Below are 16,022 nucleotides of genomic sequence, written 5' to 3' on the forward strand. Positions count from 1 at the left end.
GTTTACTGGCTCTCCATATTCAGCGGGAAGTGACAAGCAAACAGATGCGCTTTATTGCCGGTCAGGCGCGGTGTTTCGATGCACTTACGCTGCGCATATGGGCAGCGCGGCCCCAGACGACAGCCAATCGGCAGATGTTCCAGTGAAGGAATCGCGCCAGAAAGCGTGTTCAGGCGGCTTTTGTGCGGCAGCGCGCTACCGAAATCGGGCATCGCCCGGATCAGCGCCTGCGTGTAAGGATGATGCGGTGACTCCATTAACTCTTCGCTTTGCGCGATCTCCACCGTCTGGCCGCAATACATCACATTAATGCGGTCGGCCCAATGGCTCATGGTGCGCAGATCGTGGCTGATCAGCAAAATGGTGGTGTTGTTATTCTGATTGAGGCGGCTCAGCAGGCGGAAAATTTGCGCCTGCGTGGTCGGCTCCATCGCATTGGTTGGTTCATCGGCGATCAGCAAACGCGGCTGATTGGCCAGCGCGATGGCGATCATCACCTTTTGGCATTCGCCGTCGGTGAGTTCATACGGGAAACTGCGCATGATGTCTTTATGATCTTTGATGCCGACGCGATGCAGCAGCTCAATGGCGCGCACTTTGCGCCAGAACCACAGCCGTTTATACCAGCGGCCTTTGTGCGTCCAACGCGGAATCGCCTGCATCAGCTGGCGACCAATACTTTCTGACGGATCAAGACAGGATTGCGGCTCCTGAAAAATCATCGACACGTTATGGCCGACGATCCGACGGCGTTCGCGCGGTGACAGGCGCAGCAGATCAATATCATCAAACACCATGCGATCGGCGGTGACGCGCCAGTTATCTTTGGTGACGCCGCAAATGGCTTTGGCGATCAGACTTTTGCCTGAACCCGATTCACCCACTAAACCGCGGATTTCGCCTTCGCTTAGCGTCAGGTTGATGCGATCAACCGCTTTGACCGGACCGTCAGCGGTCATAAATTCGATGGTCAGGTTACGGATATCCAGTAGCGGCATTATTCAACTCCCGCTTCTACAGCGCGACGAATGCCATCGCCCAGCAGGTTAACGATCAACACGCTGACCATCAACGCCACGCCCGGCAGCATGACCGTCCACGGCGCAACGTAGATCAGCTCCAGCGCGTCACCCAGCATCGCACCCCATTCGGGCGAGGGCAGCTGCGCGCCAAGATCGAGGAAACCGAGTGCGGCGATGTCCAGAATCGCCATCGACAGCGAGCGGGTAAATTCGCTCACCAGCAGCGGCAGCACGTTAGGCAGCACCGCATTCCACAAGATATTCAGGTTGCGCGCGCCATCGAGACGCAGCGCCACCACATACTCTTTTTCCATCTCATCATGCACAGCAGTATAGATCTCGCGCACCAGACGTGGGATCAGCGCGAGAAACACCGCCAGCATCGCGTGTTCCAGGCGCGGGCCGAGAAATGCCACCACGATAATCGCCAGCAGCAGCGAGGGAATCGACAGTAAGGTATCCAGCACGTGATTCATCACCGCCGAGCGCATGCCGTGCGTGATACCGGCAAACACGCCAAGCACCAGCGCACAAATTGCCGCCAGCACCGTCACCAGAATCGCCGAGCCGACGGTCGGCGCTACGCCGCTCAGCAGGCGGCTCAGCACATCACGGCCTAAATCGTCGGTACCGAGGAAGAAGGAGACATCGCCGTAGCGCGACCACGATGGCGGCAGCAACTGATAACCCAGGAATTGCTGATCGATGCCATACGGCGCCAGCAGGCCGCCAAACAGGCACAGGAACAGCAGCAGGCCAAAGCCGTACAAGCCGACCATACCGCTGGTATCGCGATACAAGCGCTGCCAGCTGCGACGCAGCGTGCTGGGCAGCCGCTTCTCATCGTAGACATTATCTAAGGGCATACCATTCCTTATGTTTCAGCGGGTTAAGCGCCGCACCCAGAATATCGGATAACACGCTGACCAGAATCACCAGACCGCCCACCACCATCACGCCAGCGGAAATCGCCGCGTAATCCTGCTGGCGAATGGCGTTAATCAGCCAGCGGCCGAGGCCCGGCCAGTTGAACACCACTTCGGTGATCATCGCCAGCGTCAGCATGGTGGAAAATTGCAGCCCAAGGCGCGGAATCACCGGCGGCAGCGCATTGTGCAGCACGTGGCGGCGGATCACCGTGAAGCGCGACAGGCCGCGCGTGGCGGCGGCTTTGACGTAGTTTTTGTCCATCACATCGCTGGTGCTGCTGCGCAGTAAGCGGATCATCTCGGTAGCAGGCGCAACGGCGAGAACGACCACCGGCAAAATCATGTGCGTTAAGGCGCTGACCAGCATTTCATGACGCCACGGCGACGGGCTCAGCCAGGCATCAATCAGCGCAAAGCCGGTAACGTTTTGCACCGGATAGAGCAGGTCGAAACGTCCGGACACCGGCAACCAGCCGAGCGTTAACGAGAAGAACAGCGTAAACAGCAGCGCTAGCCAGAATACCGGCATCGAGAAGCCAAGCAGCGCCAGCGCGCTAATGGCTTTATCCTGCCATTTTTTGCGCATCACGCCGGCGCAAATTCCCAGCGGAATCCCCACCAGTAGCGCCAGAATAAATGCCATTACGCACAGCTCCAGCGTGGCGGGAAACACTTCGCGCAGCTGAAGATCAATCGGCTGGCCGTTGGTGCTGGAGACGCCAAAATCGAACTGCAGCAAGCCCTTGAACCAGAACCACCACGCATCAAACAGCGATGCGCCTTCGAGCGGGGCGTTTGGTGTGAAGTAGCTCAGACTGAAGCTCACCAGCGACAGCAAAAACAGGGTGATGAGCAGCAGCACCACGCGACGCAGAATATAGATAATCATGCTTACTCCTCGCTGCTCTCATCGCGGTAAACGCCGGCGAACGAAGCGTTACCAAACGGGCTCAGCACCAGGCCTTTGATATCATGCCGATAGGCTTGCAAACGCAGCGATGACGCCAGCGGCAACACCGGCAACTCCTGCGCCAAAATCTGCTGCGCCTTGTCATAGCTGTCAATGCGCGCCGATAGCTGCTGGGACAACAGTGCATGCTGCAAAGCCTCATCAAAGGCGGGCGAGCACCAGTGTGCGTAGTTGGTTTGCGAACGGATCGCCGCGCAGCTTAACAGCGGACGGAAGAAACTGTCGGGATCGTTACTGTCGGTTGCCCAGCCGGTGAGCGTGAGGTCATGGTTCATCTCCATCAACTGCGCTTCCTGGAAGCGGCCTTCCACCGGCGCGATAGTGACGCGCACGCCAACCTGAGCCAAATCCGCTTGCAACAATTCAGCGGTTTTTAACGGGCTGGGATTCCACGACTGCGAGGAAGAGGGCACCACTAAACGTAAATGCAAATCTTCCAGCCCCAGCGCTTTCAACTCTTCACGCGCCTTAGCCGGATTGTATTCGGTGACGCGCGCATCGTTGTCATACGCCCAGGACGCACGCGGTAAAATGGAGGCGGCAGTTTCGGCGGTGCCGTAATAGATCGACTCCATCAGGCGTTCGTTATTGATCGCCAGCGCCAGCGCGTGACGCACTTCCGGGCGATCCAGTGGCGGTTTGCGCGTGTTGAACGCCAGATAGGCGATGTTCATGCCAGGACGCAGCGTCATGCGCAGGCGCGGATCGTCACGCAAAATGCTCAGCTGGCTGGCGGCGGGATAGGCCAGCACATCGCATTCGCCGGTCAGCAGTTTGGATAACCTTCCGGTGCCGCCGACGCCCAAATCAATCACCACCTGCTGCAGACGCGGCACGCCTTTCCAGTACTGCGGATTACGCGCCAGGCGGAGATATTGCCCGGTACGATATTCGCTCAGCTGGAACGGGCCGGTGCCGACCGGTTCGCGGTCCAGCTGTTCCTGCTGGCCTTTAGCGCTGAGTTTATTGGCGTACTCCTGCGACAAAATCGGCGCGTAATGCGTCGCGATATGCCACAAGAATGAGGCGTCCGGGCTGTTGAGGCGGATTTCAACGGTATCGCTATCCAGCTTTTTCACACTCTGCACTGAATCGGCAAACTGCAGGCTATCAAAATAGGGATAGCTGCCGCCGTTGACGTTGTGCCACGGATGCTTGCGATCAAACATGCGTGCAAAGCTGAACACCACATCATCGGCGTTCATTTTCCGCGTCGGTTTAAACCAGTTGGTGTGCTGGAAGGCGACATCTTTACGCAGGTGAAAACGGTAGGTTGCGCCGTTATCACGCACTTCCCAGCTCTGGGCGAGGTCGGGAATCAGCCGATAAGTATAAGGATCCACGTCCAGCAGCCGGTCATACAGCTGCGCCGCCAGCGTATCAACGACTAAGCCGCTGCTAACCATTTGTGGATTGAAGGTATTAACCGTGCCGTTAACGCAATAGACAAAACCGCTGTTGCGGATGTTGTCCGTTGGCGCGGCCCACGCTGACGCGCTCATCATGCTGAGACCCAGCAGCAGAGAGGGGAATAATTTTGGCATAGAACTCAACGATTCTGAGGCAATAGCGTGAGTGTATCTTAAACGCCACGTACTCCCCAAATTCGCGACGCTTCTGCTGTGTTTTTCGCCAAACTGGCGATGGGGTAATCACAATCTCTGTGTGGAGATGAGAAAAATTCTCAATTAGGGGTTTACAGATGATAATAAGAATGATTATTATTCCTCTGCGCTTCGACGGTGGCTCTACCGAAGAAGAGCACGACATTGCTCACATTGCTTCCAGTATTAGTTGCCCGCGTTAACCCGCGGGCCTTTTTTCGTCCTGTTTCGAGCGGCTGCCGCGTTGGCTGCGCTCGTCCACCCTGGTCACATACTTATGTATGCTCCCAGGGATGTCCTCGCTTGCCGCCTTGCATCCACTCGAAACAGTTAGAAAAAAACACCGTGCGATTTGCTTTAAAAAAAAAAATCAAATGAATACGTATAGGCGACGTTTATGGCGATTTGGCTAATCCTCGTCGCGTGCCTGAATACCGTGCTTTTTCATCATGGCGCGCAACTGATGGTACGTCACACGCAATAACTCGGCGGCGCGGCGCTGGTTGTATTTGGCTTGCTGCAAACTCGCTTCAACCAGCTCGCGTTCCTGTTGATTTTGCCACTGACGCAAATCCAGCGGCAGGGAAGGCAAGGCAGATACGTCCGCCTGGGCAATGACGTCGGCGGGCGGCGTGCGGGGGGCGAACGGGTTAATGATAATGTTATCCAGCTCATCGTCGGCGCTGTGATGGCGATAAACCGAACGCTCGACCACGTTCTTCAGTTCACGCACGTTGCCGGGCCAGCTGTGATTGAGCAACGTCAGCTGGGCGCGATCGCTGAAGCCAGGGAACAGCGGCAAGCCCAGTTCGCGGCACATCTGAATGGCGAAATGGTTGGCCATCACCAGTATGTCGCTGCGGCGTTCACGCAGCGGCGGCAGCTGCACCACATCAAAGGCGAGGCGATCGAGCAGGTCGGCGCGGAATTTACCGGCGGCGGCAAGCGCCGGCAGATCTTCATTGGTGGCGCACACCAAACGCACATTCACCTGCAAAGATTGATTACCGCCAACGCGTTCCAGCTGTCCGTATTCAATCACGCGCAGCAATTTCTCCTGCACCAGCATCGGCGCGGTGGCGAGTTCATCCAGAAACAGCGTGCCGCCATCGGCGCGTTCGAAGCGTCCCAGATGACGTTTTTGCGCCCCGGTAAACGCGCCAGCTTCATGACCGAAGAGTTCGGAGTCGAGCAGGTTTTCATTTAGCGCGGCGCAGTTCAGCGAAACAAACGGACCTTCCCAGCGGTTTGACAAATAATGCAGGCGGCTGGCAATCAGCTCTTTGCCGGTGCCGCGCTCGCCAATCACCAGCACCGGTTTTTCCAGCGGCGCTAAGCGCGAAACCTGTTCCAGTACCTCCAGAAAGTTATTCGATTCGCCTAACAGGTTGTCTGAACTGTTCGCCATGATGAAATTCGCCACTGATTAATCAATTTCACTACCTTAAGCGATGTTCTGGCGGATGTAAAATAAACAAATAGCGTAAAATCAATAAATTAAAAGTTGGCACGCGAATTGTATTAGTGAAGAGCGCCTCGCGCACCTACACATAAAATTTGAGGAACATCATTATGGGTATTTTTTCTCGTTTCGCCGACATCGTGAACGCTAACATCAACTCTCTGCTGGAGCGCGCCGAAGATCCGCAGAAACTGGTACGCCTGATGATTCAGGAAATGGAAGATACGCTGGTAGAAGTCCGTTCAACCTCAGCCCGTGCGCTGGCCGAAAAGAAACAGCTGCTGCGCCGCAGCGAGCAGGCTGAAATTCAGCAGGCCGAATGGCAGGAAAAAGCGGAGCTGGCGATTAATAAAGGTAAAGAAGATCTGGCGCGTGCTGCTTTAATTGAGAAGCAGAAGCTGACCGATTTGATTGCTGCGCTGCAGCAGGAATCGACTCAGGTTGAAGAGACGCTGGACCGCATGAAAGGCGAGATCGGTGAGCTGGAGAAAAAACTCACTGAAACCCGTGCGCGTCAGCAGGCGTTAACGCTGCGCCATCAGGCAGCATCGTCATCACGTGATGTGCGTCGTCAGCTCGACAGCGGCAAGATTGATGATGCGATGGCACGCTTCGAATCCTTTGAACGTCGCATCGATCACATGGAAGCAGAAGCAGAAAGCCAGCGTTTTGGTAAACCAAAAGGTTTGGATCAGGAGTTCGCCGAGCTGAAAGCCGATGATGAAATCAGCCAGCAGCTGGCCGCGCTGAAAGCTAAAATGAACCGCCCTGAGTGATCGCCACGGGCCTGATTGCGGGCCCGAGTTAAAAATGGTGTTAGTGATTAAGGAGAGTCAATGAGCGCACTTTTTTTAGCCATACCTTTAACGATTTTCGTGCTGTTTGTCGCACCAATTTGGTTATGGCTGCATTACAGCAACAAACGCAACGGCGGCGCCGATCTATCGTCCAGTGACCTGCAGCGTTTGCAACAAATTACCCAGGATGCGCGCCGCATGCGTGAACGTGTTGAAGCACTGGAAGCCATTTTGGATGCCGAACATCCAAACTGGAGGCAACCATGATGAATGGCCGTAAACTGTGGCGCATTCCGCAGCAGGGCAAAGTACGCGGCGTCTGCGCGGGTATCGCCGAATATCTCGACATTCCGGTACGCTTGCTGCGTGTGATTGTGGTGTTGTCGCTGTTCCTTGGGCTGTTTATGTTCACCATCGTCGCCTATTTTATTCTGGGCTTTGTGCTGGACGAGAAACCCGTTGATGCGACATCTGAACGGGCACCCAGCGCACGTGAACTGCTCGACGAGCTGGAAATAACGCTGCAAAGCGATGAGCGAAAGGTGCGTGAAGTTGAACGCTACGTCACTTCAGAGACGTTTAGCGTGCGCAGCCGCTTTCGCCAGATCTAAATTCCCGGGCTTTCGGGCCCACTTCTTCTATTGTGATAAGAGGCTCTATGCAAACTCAACGTTTTACTGCTCTGCGCCGTCGCGCGACACCTGCGTTGATGTCGGCGGGGAAATTTATCATCATTAGTGCAGTAACTTACGGGCCCGGCGGTATCGCTGGCTGGGCGGTGAAATCGGTGGCGCGCCGTCCGCTGCGCCTGTTGCTGGCGGCCGCCCTGGAACCGTTGCTGAGCAAAGCGTTTAAACGCTTATCGGCACGATTCATCAGGGAGAACGATGAAAAGACTGCAAAATGAATTTGTGGCGTTGATGAACCGCGGTGTTGACCGCCATCTGCGCCTGGCTGTAACCGGTTTAAGCCGTAGCGGCAAAACCGCGTTTATCACTTCGCTGGTTAACCAGCTTCTCAATGTTCACAGCGGCGCACGTTTGCCGCTGTTTTCCGTGGTGCGCGAAGATCGCCTGCTGGGCGTCAAGCGCGTGCCGCAGCGTGAACTCGGCACGCCGCGTTTCACCTACGACGAAGGTCTGGCGCAACTGTACGGCACTCCGCCGATGTGGCCGACGCCGACGCGTGGTGTGAGCGAAATGCGTCTGGCGCTGCGCTATCGTCCGGATGAATCGCTGCTGCGCCATTTCAAAGATACCGCCACGCTCTACCTTGAAATTGTCGATTACCCCGGCGAATGGCTGCTGGATCTGCCGATGCTAGCGCAGGATTATCTCAGCTGGTCACGCCAGATGGTGGGCTTGCTGCAGGGCGATCGCGCAGGCTGGTCAGCGCACTGGCGCAGCTTGTGCGCCGATCTCGATCCTTTTGCGCCCGCCGATGAAAATCGTCTGGCAGCGATTGCCGCTGCCTGGACCGACTATCTGCACCAATGCAAAAGCGAAGGCTTGCACTTTATCCAGCCGGGCCGCTTTGTATTGCCGGGCGATATGGCCGGCGCGCCCGCGCTGCAGTTCTTCCCGTGGCCGCAGGTCGACGAGATGCAGGTTAGCAAGCTGGCGCAAGCGCCAGCAGGCAGCAACTTCGCCATGCTGCAGCAGCGTTTCAACTATTACTGCCAGCACGTGGTGAAAGGATTCTATAAAAATCATTTCCTGCGTTTCGATCGCCAAATCGTGCTGGTCGATTGTCTGCAACCGCTTAACAGCGGGCCGCAAGCGTTCAACGATATGCGTCTTGCCTTGACGCAACTGATGCAGAGTTTCCACTACGGTCAGCGCACGCTGTTCCGCCGTCTGTTCTCTCCGGTGATCGATAAGCTGCTGTTTGCCGCCACCAAAGCCGATCATGTGACTTCGGATCAGCACGCCAATATGGTGTCGCTGCTGCAGCAACTGGTGCAGGACGCGTGGCAGAATGCGGCGTTCGAAGGCATCAATATGGATTGCCTCGGTTTAGCCTCGGTGCAGGCCACAGAAAGTGGGCTGGTTGATCATCGTGGCGAGAAATTACCGGCGTTGCGCGGTCATCGTTTAGCCGATAATGAAGCGCTGACGTTCTATCCCGGCGAAGTGCCGCCGCGCTTGCCGGGCCACAATTTCTGGCAGCAGCAGGGATTTCAGTTTGAACAGTTCCGGCCGCAGCAGCTGGATGTCGATCGCCCGCTGCCGCACATTCGCATGGATGCCGCGCTGGAGTTTTTATTGGGAGATAAATTGCGATGAGCGACGAAACACCTTTGAAAGGACGCATTGATTTTGCCCGTCCGCTGACGGTGGAAGCGGAAAAACCGCTGCGCGCCGCACAAACCTTTAGCGCGGACAGCGAGAAAGCCTTTCTCGCCACGGCGGAAGCCGAGCCGTTGGAAGAGGGCGAAGGCGAAAAAGTGGTGGAAGCCGCGCTGCGGCCGAAGCGCAGCCTGTGGCGTAAAATGGTGGGCGTTGGCCTCGCTATTTTCGGCGTCAGCGTGGTGGCGCAGGGCGCGCAAACGCTGCACGATGCGTGGCTGCTGCGCGACTGGTTTACCCTCGGCACCGGCGTGGCGGGCACATTGATTGTCGCCGCGGGGGCGGGTGCGCTGATTGGCGAATGGCGGCGTTTATATCGTCTGCGTCAGCGGGCCGAAGAGCGCGATATTGGCCGCGAATTGCTGCACAGTCACGGCGTCGGCAAAGGTCGTGCGTTCTGTGAAAAGCTGGCGCAACAGGCGCAGCTTGATCAGGCGCATCCTGCACTGCAGCGCTGGCATGCGGCGCTGCATGAAACCCACAACGATCGTGAAATCGTCACCTTATATGCCCAACTGGTGCAGCCGGTGCTGGATCGTCAGGCGCGCCGGGAAATAAGCCGTCACGCCGCCGAATCGACGTTAATGATCGCCGTTAGCCCGCTGGCTTTGGTAGACATGGCGTTTATCGCCTGGCGCAATCTGCGGCTGGTCAATCGCATCGCGGCGATCTATGGCATTGAGCTGGGTTACTTTAGCCGCATCCGCCTGTTCCGCTTAGTGCTGCTCAATATGGCGTTTGCCGGGGCTTCCGAACTGGTGCGCGAAGTCGGGATGGATTGGATGTCACAGGATCTTGCCGCGCGCCTGTCAACCCGCGCTGCGCAAGGGATCGGTGCTGGTTTGCTCACCGCACGCCTAGGCATTAAAGCGATGGAGCTGTGTCGCCCGTTACCGTGGCTGGAAGATGATAAGCCGCGTCTGGGCGATTTCCGTCGCGAGTTAATCGGTCAGCTGAAAGGATCCCTGGTAAAAAGTGGGGATAAAGCAGGACAGGCTGCTAAATAATCAGCACTTGCGTACCTTTCACGCTGCAACTGGCGTGAAAGGTAAAATTATCTGTGTTACCACGCATATTCGGCGGGATTTTTGTTGGTCGCTCCGTTACACTTCCCTTTATCACCAGCCTCTGGCTGTCAACTTTTCCTGACAGGCCTCTTCTGAGGCGCTGCAAGTTAGCGTATTATCACTAAAATTAAAACCTGACTAAGGCTCATCGCAATGCGTTTGGAAGTTTTCTGCCAGGACCGAATCGGTCTGGCGCGCGAGTTGCTCGACCTGCTGGTTGCCCGCAATATCGACCTGCGCGGCATCGAAATTGCGCCACTCGGTCGCATTTATCTCAATTTTACCGCGCTGGAGTTTGAACCCTTCAGCAATCTGATGGCGGAAATCCGCCGTACACCTGGCGTGACAGATGTGCGTACCGTTTCGTTTATGCCCTCTGAACGCGAGCATCGCGCATTGAGCGCGCTGCTGGTGGCGATGCCAGAACCGGTGTTATCCATCGATCTGAAATGCAAAGTCGAGCTGGCCAATCCGGCAGCGCAAAATCTGTTTACCCTTGATGAACAGAAGCTGCGCAATCAAAACGTTGGCACTTTAATCACCGGCTTCAATTTCCAGCGCTGGCTGGAGAATGATCGCGTTGACGCACAGGCGCAGCATGTGGTGATTCAGGGGCGCGATTTCCTGATGGAAGCGCGACCGATTTATCTGGCAGAAGAAGAGGGCCAGAGCGATCTGCCGGTCGGCGCGATGATCACCCTGAAATCGACGGCGCGTATGGGCCGACAGTTGCAGAATCTTACCGTTACCGATGAATCGGAGTTCGATCATATCGTGGCGGTTACGCCAAAAATGCGTCAGGTGATTGATCAGGCGCGCAAACTGGCGATGCACGATGCGCCGCTGTTGATCGTCGGTGATACCGGCACCGGCAAAGATATGCTGGCTCGCGCCTGTCATTTGCGTAGCGCGCGTGGCAAAAAACCGTTCCTGGCGCTGAACTGCGCCTCATTGCCGGATGATGTGGCGGAGAGTGAGCTATTTGGTCACGCTGCCGGTGCTTATCCCAATGCGCTGGAAGGCAAGAAAGGCTTCTTCGAGCAGGCTAACGGCGGTTCGGTATTGCTGGATGAGATTGGCGAAATGTCGCCACGCATGCAGACCAAACTGCTGCGTTTCCTTAACGACGGCACGTTCCGCCGCGTGGGCGAAGAGCATGAAGTGCACGTTGATGTGCGCGTGATTTGCGCCACGCAGAAGAATCTGATTGAGCTGGTGCAGCGTGGTGAGTTCCGCGAAGATCTGTTTTATCGCTTGAATGTGCTGACGCTCAATCTGCCGCCGCTGCGTGAACGTCCGCTGGATATTCTGCCGCTCACCGAAATGTTTGTCGCGCGTTTCGCCGATGAACAAGGCTTGCCGCGTCCGCGACTCTCATCGCAGTTGACGCCATTCCTGACGCGCTATAATTGGCCCGGTAACGTACGCCAGTTAAAGAATGCGCTGTACCGCGCGCTGACGCAGCTTGAAGGTTACGAGCTGGGACCACAAGATATTGTGTTTCCAGAGCAGGCGCTCGATGTGTCATTGGGCGAAGAGGCGATGGAAGGTTCGCTGGACGATATCACCAGCCGTTTCGAACGTTCGGTGCTAACGCGTCTCTATCTCTCTTATCCCAGCACGCGCAAACTGGCGAAACGCCTCGGCGTGTCGCATACCGCGATTGCCAATAAGCTGCGTGAATATGGGTTAGGGCAGAAGCGCAACGAGAGTGAGTAATAGAGCGCGTGCATCCCGCAACGCCGTTCTGCATGCGGTCGCCATCTATGGCGTTGCCTGTCAGTTAAGGAAGCATTTTGCTTTAAATTCGGTGCGGGCTCTGACACATCTGCTGCGTCACGGGCCGTCCTCGCGCCGCTAGCGCGGTACCTTCGGCTTTCACGTTGTGCCAAACGGACCGTTCGCGGATCGGCCGTCCTGGCCGGCCCCGAACTGCCTCGCGCATCCATGCGCGAGGCTCCTGGCCCAACGTAAAAGCCTCAGCGCTGCGAATGGCCCTTTTGCCGCAGCAGACGCGCCAGCGCCTCTGGCAAATGAGCCCTTTTCAGCAGCACTCACTGAAGATTCATCGTGGGCTTAACTGACAAGCATTACGCCATTCATGGCGACCTATCGTAAATGTGCATCTACTCTGGCACGCGGATGTCTACCTGACTTCCTGCTCTCGTAAACACTGGAATTTCACTCAGTGGTGCGGCGACGCTGATGCGTTGGCCGCCTTGATAGCACTCACCATTGCGGGTAATCCATTGTTCACCAGCAGGTAACCACACTTCACGTTCACGCTGCCCGGCGTTTAGCACCGGCGCCACCAGAAGGTCGCAGCCCAGCAGATACTGATCTTCCACTTGCCAGCTCTCTGGCTGCTGCGGGTAGTGATAGAACAGCGGCCGCATCACCGGATCACCTAGCTCATGCGCTTCGCGCATCAGGCCATCAATATAGGGGCGAATCTGCTCACGTTGCAGCAGGCAGCTTTTCATCAGCGCGTAATTCTCCTCACCGTAACTCCATACCTCATTGGGTGAGCCGCTGTTACACTGCGCAATGCCATCGCGCCAGGCTTCTTCAGGTGCAATTTGTGGCTCGCGGTAACCATGCAAACGCATCACCGGACAGAATACCGCCCATTGGAACCAACGGATCAACAGTTCATGAAACGCCGGATCATGAATATTCCCGCCCTGAAAACCGCCGATGTCGGTGGTCCACCATGGAATACCTGCCATCGCCATATTCAGCCCGGCAGTAAACTGATTACGTAAGGCATGGAACGAGGAGTGAACGTCGCCCGACCAGGCAAGCACGCCGTAACGCTGGCTGCCCGCCCAAGCGCAGCGCACCAGATTGACGATCTCGCTCTCGCCCTGTTGTTGCAGACCTTCATAAAATCCGCGGGCAAACAGCTGCGGATAGATATTGCCCACTTCCTGTACCGGACCGAGATGATAGCGGTAATTATCAAAATCGTAGGCGCGGTATTCTGGCTCTGCTTCGTCGAGCCAGAAAGTGCGGATGCCGTGGTCATAATAGTTGCGCTTAACTTCCTGCCAGACGAACTCGCGTGCGGCGGGATGCGTGGCGTCAAAAAAAGTGGTGTTGCCCATAAAATCAAGGTTCACCGATACGCCGCGCTCGCTGTTAACCAGCAAGCCTTTGGATTTCATCAGACGATAGTTATCACTGCGGCTATCCACCGTGGGCCACACAGACACCATGGTTTCGATGCCCATCTCTTTCAGCTCCTGCACCATGGCACGCGGATCCGGCCAGTCGCGCGCATCGAAACACCAGGTTCCCTGATTTGGCCAGTGGAAAAAGTCGATGACGATCACCGAGAGCGGTAGCTGCAGGCGGCGATATTCGCGCGCGACCTCCAGCACTTCCTGCTGAGTGCGATAGCGCAGTTTGCATTGCCAGAAACCGGTCGCGAAGCTGGGCATCATCGGAGCTGTGCCGGTGGCGCGGCCATACTGACGCACGATCTCAGCGGGTGTGTCGCCTGCGGTGATCCAGTAATCCATCTGATCGGTTACTTCGGCTTGCCAGCGCGTGCCGTTTTTACCAAAGGTCACCTCGCCGATGGCCGGGTTATGCCACAGCAAGCCGTAGCCGAGATTGGATACCATAAACGGCACGCTGGCCTGCGAATTGCGCTGTGCCAGCTCAAGCGTGCAGCCTTTCAGATCGAGACAATCCTGCTGATACTGGCCCATGCCATAGATTTTCTCTTCGGCACGCGCTTCAAAGCGCACGCTCAGCTGATATTTCCCTCCCGGAATCGGTCGAAAGGCGCGCGCATCCAGCTTCAGGGCGCTGATGTATTTGTCCTGGCTCTTTTCGCTGGCACCGATGCCCACGGTGCTGCGCTGACGCCAGAACTCCTCGAGCAGCAATTCGCCGTGCTGATTATAGAAAGCCAGCTGGCCGCGAATATTCAGCGTGGCGGTGATATTGCCGTTACGCAGGCTGAGAGATTCATGCTCGCGCTGGATCTCCACCTCGCAAGCCGCAGGCGATAACAACGCCCAGTCATGGTCGATCAGTTCGGGCTGACAGGTGGCTCGTACTCGCAGGCTATGCGCGCCCCAGGGTTCGATAACCAGCGTCTGACGGTCAAATGTCCAGATAATACGCTGGGATTCGGCGCGTAATTCACTCATGACAACTCCTGTGGTTGTAAAAGGGGGGAAGCAGTGGCAGCCGGTTGGGCTGACACTTTGTGCTGATTGATGGTACGCATGGTGGCATCGTTTAGTTTGTAGCCGCGCATCGCCAGCGCGCTTAACAGCGACAGCAGGCCGGGAACCACCGAAAACAGCGCCACGATGGCCATCATGGCGGCGGGTTGCTGATGAGGTGCCTGAGCGACGTAACCGCTCAGGCCAAGCGTCCAGCCGACAATCGCGCCGCTAATGGCCATGCCCATTTTCAGTACGGCGAGCAGAGTCGAGAAGACGGTGCCATCGAGGCGTTTTCCCTGACGATATTCACCGTAATCCACCACGTCGGCCATCATCACCCACATCAGCGTGGTGGTGACCTGATAGAAGCTGGAGACGATGAATGTCATGCCAACCAACAGCGCCAGCGAGCCGGGCAGGAACACGATGCTGATGCTTAGCACGCCAGCAGTAATGGCGCTGAGCGTAAAGGCGGTGATTTTGTTCAGGCGGCGCGTCAGCAGTTTCGCCAGCACGCTACCGACGCTTTTGCCGACAATATGCGCGGCCAGCAGCCACATGAAGAGGCTGGCATCACCCAGAAAATAGGTGACGTAGTACATCATCGCGCCGAGCCGCACCACGCCGAATGAGATATTGCAGAACACCAGCAACGCGACCACGCGCCACTGATCGTTACGCAGCAAATCGCGCAGATCGGCAAGAAAGTTGCCGTGGTTAGCGGGAGCATTGATGCGTTCGCGTGTATTGAGAAAACAGATAAAAAACAGCAGGGTTGCCAGCGTCGCCATTATCGACATTGCTGCGAAATAACCGTCCAGTTTGTTACCGCCGCCCAGCCAGGTGGCGAGCGGGATCATCAGGAAAGTGGACATCGCGCCGCCCAGCGTGGCGAGGAAGAAACGCCATGATTGCAGGGAGATGCGCTGATTATCATCGGCGGTGATAATCGCTCCCATCGAGCAGTAAGGAATATTGATGGCGGTGTACATCAGCATCATCAGGCTGTAGGTCACGGCGGCGTAAATCATCTTGCCAGTCAGCGACAGGCTTTCCGGCACCGCATAAATCAACATACAGCTGACGCCGAACGGTACCGCGAGCATCAATAGCCAGGGACGGAATTTGCCCCAGCGTGAACGGGTTCGGTCAGCCACCATCCCCATCGCCGGGTCGATCACCGCATCGGCGACGCGCGCCAGTAAAAACAGCGTGCCAACAAAGATTGCGGGCAAACCCACCACATCGGTGTAGTAAAAGGTGAGAAAAATAATGACGTTATCGATGGCGATATGGCTGGCCATATCACCGAGGCCATAACTGAACTTTTCTTTAATGGATAAGCTTGCTTGCATAAAGATTCCCGCCTGTCTTTGAATCGCTTAAGTGCAATTGACGGTTAGTTATAGGTAGCGATGCTGATGGGAACAATTGCGGGATTTGTTACGGGTTTTATGTTTTTTAATTAATGTGATACGGGTAACAAGAATCACAGTAAAAATGCAACATGGCGGGAAGAAGTGCTACGTATCGCGATAAATCAACAGGTTGAAAATTGAGCCATCCTGAAGGTGAGCATAAAAAAAGCACCGACGCGTTAATCATTCGGTGCTTTTTGTTTCGCCTGGCAGGCGAGAGA

14 protein-coding genes are annotated in these 16,022 nt (G+C 56.2%); 7 read left to right on the plus strand and 7 right to left on the minus strand.

What is annotated here, in order from left to right; genetic code table 11:
- Positions 1 to 2: 2 nt before the first annotated feature.
- The 5 genes from sapD to pspF form a co-directional block, all read right to left on the minus strand.
- The gene (gene sapD, locus Q3H59_RS09705; protein ID WP_101764288.1) at positions 3 to 998 is read right to left on the minus strand and encodes a putrescine export ABC transporter ATP-binding protein SapD; all 996 of its coding nucleotides are present in this window, start codon (positions 996 to 998) and stop codon (positions 3 to 5) included.
- The gene (gene sapC / locus Q3H59_RS09710; RefSeq protein ID WP_101764289.1) at positions 998 to 1,888 is read right to left on the minus strand and encodes a putrescine export ABC transporter permease SapC; all 891 of its coding nucleotides are present in this window, start codon (positions 1,886 to 1,888) and stop codon (positions 998 to 1,000) included. Before sapC ends, sapD begins: the two co-directional genes overlap by 1 nt.
- Positions 1,875 to 2,840, minus strand: coding sequence for a putrescine export ABC transporter permease SapB (gene sapB / locus Q3H59_RS09715; protein WP_101764290.1), 966 nt, complete (start codon positions 2,838 to 2,840; stop codon positions 1,875 to 1,877). Before sapB ends, sapC begins: the two co-directional genes overlap by 14 nt.
- A gap of 2 nt (positions 2,841 to 2,842) precedes the next feature.
- Entirely contained in the window at positions 2,843 to 4,465 is a 1,623-nt protein-coding gene (gene sapA / locus Q3H59_RS09720) for an ABC transporter substrate-binding protein SapA (RefSeq protein ID WP_110866234.1), read from the minus strand.
- Between the two features lie 469 nt (positions 4,466 to 4,934).
- Positions 4,935 to 5,933: a phage shock protein operon transcriptional activator gene (pspF, locus tag Q3H59_RS09725; protein WP_137385865.1), complete on the minus strand. Its 999-nt coding sequence runs from the start codon at positions 5,931 to 5,933 to the stop codon at positions 4,935 to 4,937.
- Positions 5,934 to 6,097: 164 nt separating this feature from the next.
- Here pspF and pspA point away from each other — a divergent pair, with 164 nt between their 5' ends.
- The 7 genes from pspA (at position 6,098) to tyrR (ending at position 11,918) form a co-directional block, all read left to right on the plus strand.
- Positions 6,098 to 6,763 (plus strand): phage shock protein PspA, encoded by a 666-nt coding sequence (gene pspA / locus Q3H59_RS09730; protein ID WP_008106471.1) that lies wholly within the window; start codon positions 6,098 to 6,100, stop codon positions 6,761 to 6,763.
- Positions 6,764 to 6,823: 60 nt separating this feature from the next.
- Entirely contained in the window at positions 6,824 to 7,051 is a 228-nt protein-coding gene (pspB, locus tag Q3H59_RS09735) for an envelope stress response membrane protein PspB (protein ID WP_007888081.1), read from the plus strand.
- Positions 7,048 to 7,395 carry an envelope stress response membrane protein PspC gene (gene pspC / locus Q3H59_RS09740; RefSeq protein ID WP_309834508.1) on the plus strand — a complete coding sequence of 116 codons (348 nt, stop codon included), beginning with the start codon at positions 7,048 to 7,050 and terminating at the stop codon, positions 7,393 to 7,395. The genes pspB and pspC overlap by 4 nt, the downstream gene beginning before the upstream one ends.
- A 47-nt stretch (positions 7,396 to 7,442) precedes the next feature.
- A complete protein-coding gene (gene pspD / locus Q3H59_RS09745; RefSeq protein ID WP_007888070.1) occupies positions 7,443 to 7,691 on the plus strand; it encodes a phage shock protein PspD in 249 nt (82 codons plus the stop codon).
- Entirely contained in the window at positions 7,672 to 9,069 is a 1,398-nt protein-coding gene (locus Q3H59_RS09750) for a YcjX family protein (protein WP_210080730.1), read from the plus strand. The genes pspD and Q3H59_RS09750 overlap by 20 nt, the downstream gene beginning before the upstream one ends.
- On the plus strand, positions 9,066 to 10,139 hold the full coding sequence (locus tag Q3H59_RS09755; RefSeq protein ID WP_309834511.1) for a YcjF family protein: 1,074 nt from the start codon (positions 9,066 to 9,068) through the stop codon (positions 10,137 to 10,139). The genes Q3H59_RS09750 and Q3H59_RS09755 overlap by 4 nt, the downstream gene beginning before the upstream one ends.
- Positions 10,140 to 10,352: 213 nt before the next feature.
- Positions 10,353 to 11,918 carry a transcriptional regulator TyrR gene (gene tyrR / locus Q3H59_RS09760; protein ID WP_309834513.1) on the plus strand — a complete coding sequence of 522 codons (1,566 nt, stop codon included), beginning with the start codon at positions 10,353 to 10,355 and terminating at the stop codon, positions 11,916 to 11,918.
- 407 nt (positions 11,919 to 12,325) lie between these two features.
- On the opposite strand, the gene Q3H59_RS09765 is transcribed toward tyrR, so the two are convergent.
- Together Q3H59_RS09765 and Q3H59_RS09770 are read right to left on the minus strand one after the other, a co-directional pair.
- Positions 12,326 to 14,362 (minus strand): glycoside hydrolase family 31 protein, encoded by a 2,037-nt coding sequence (locus Q3H59_RS09765; RefSeq protein ID WP_309834515.1) that lies wholly within the window; start codon positions 14,360 to 14,362, stop codon positions 12,326 to 12,328.
- Entirely contained in the window at positions 14,359 to 15,738 is a 1,380-nt protein-coding gene (locus Q3H59_RS09770) for a glycoside-pentoside-hexuronide (GPH):cation symporter (RefSeq protein ID WP_271459721.1), read from the minus strand. The genes Q3H59_RS09765 and Q3H59_RS09770 overlap by 4 nt, the downstream gene beginning before the upstream one ends.
- Between the last annotated feature and the right edge of the window lie 284 nt (positions 15,739 to 16,022).

The organism is Pantoea sp. SORGH_AS_0659, from assembly GCF_031453915.1.
Taxonomy (GTDB): Bacteria; Pseudomonadota; Gammaproteobacteria; order Enterobacterales; family Enterobacteriaceae; genus Pantoea; species Pantoea leporis.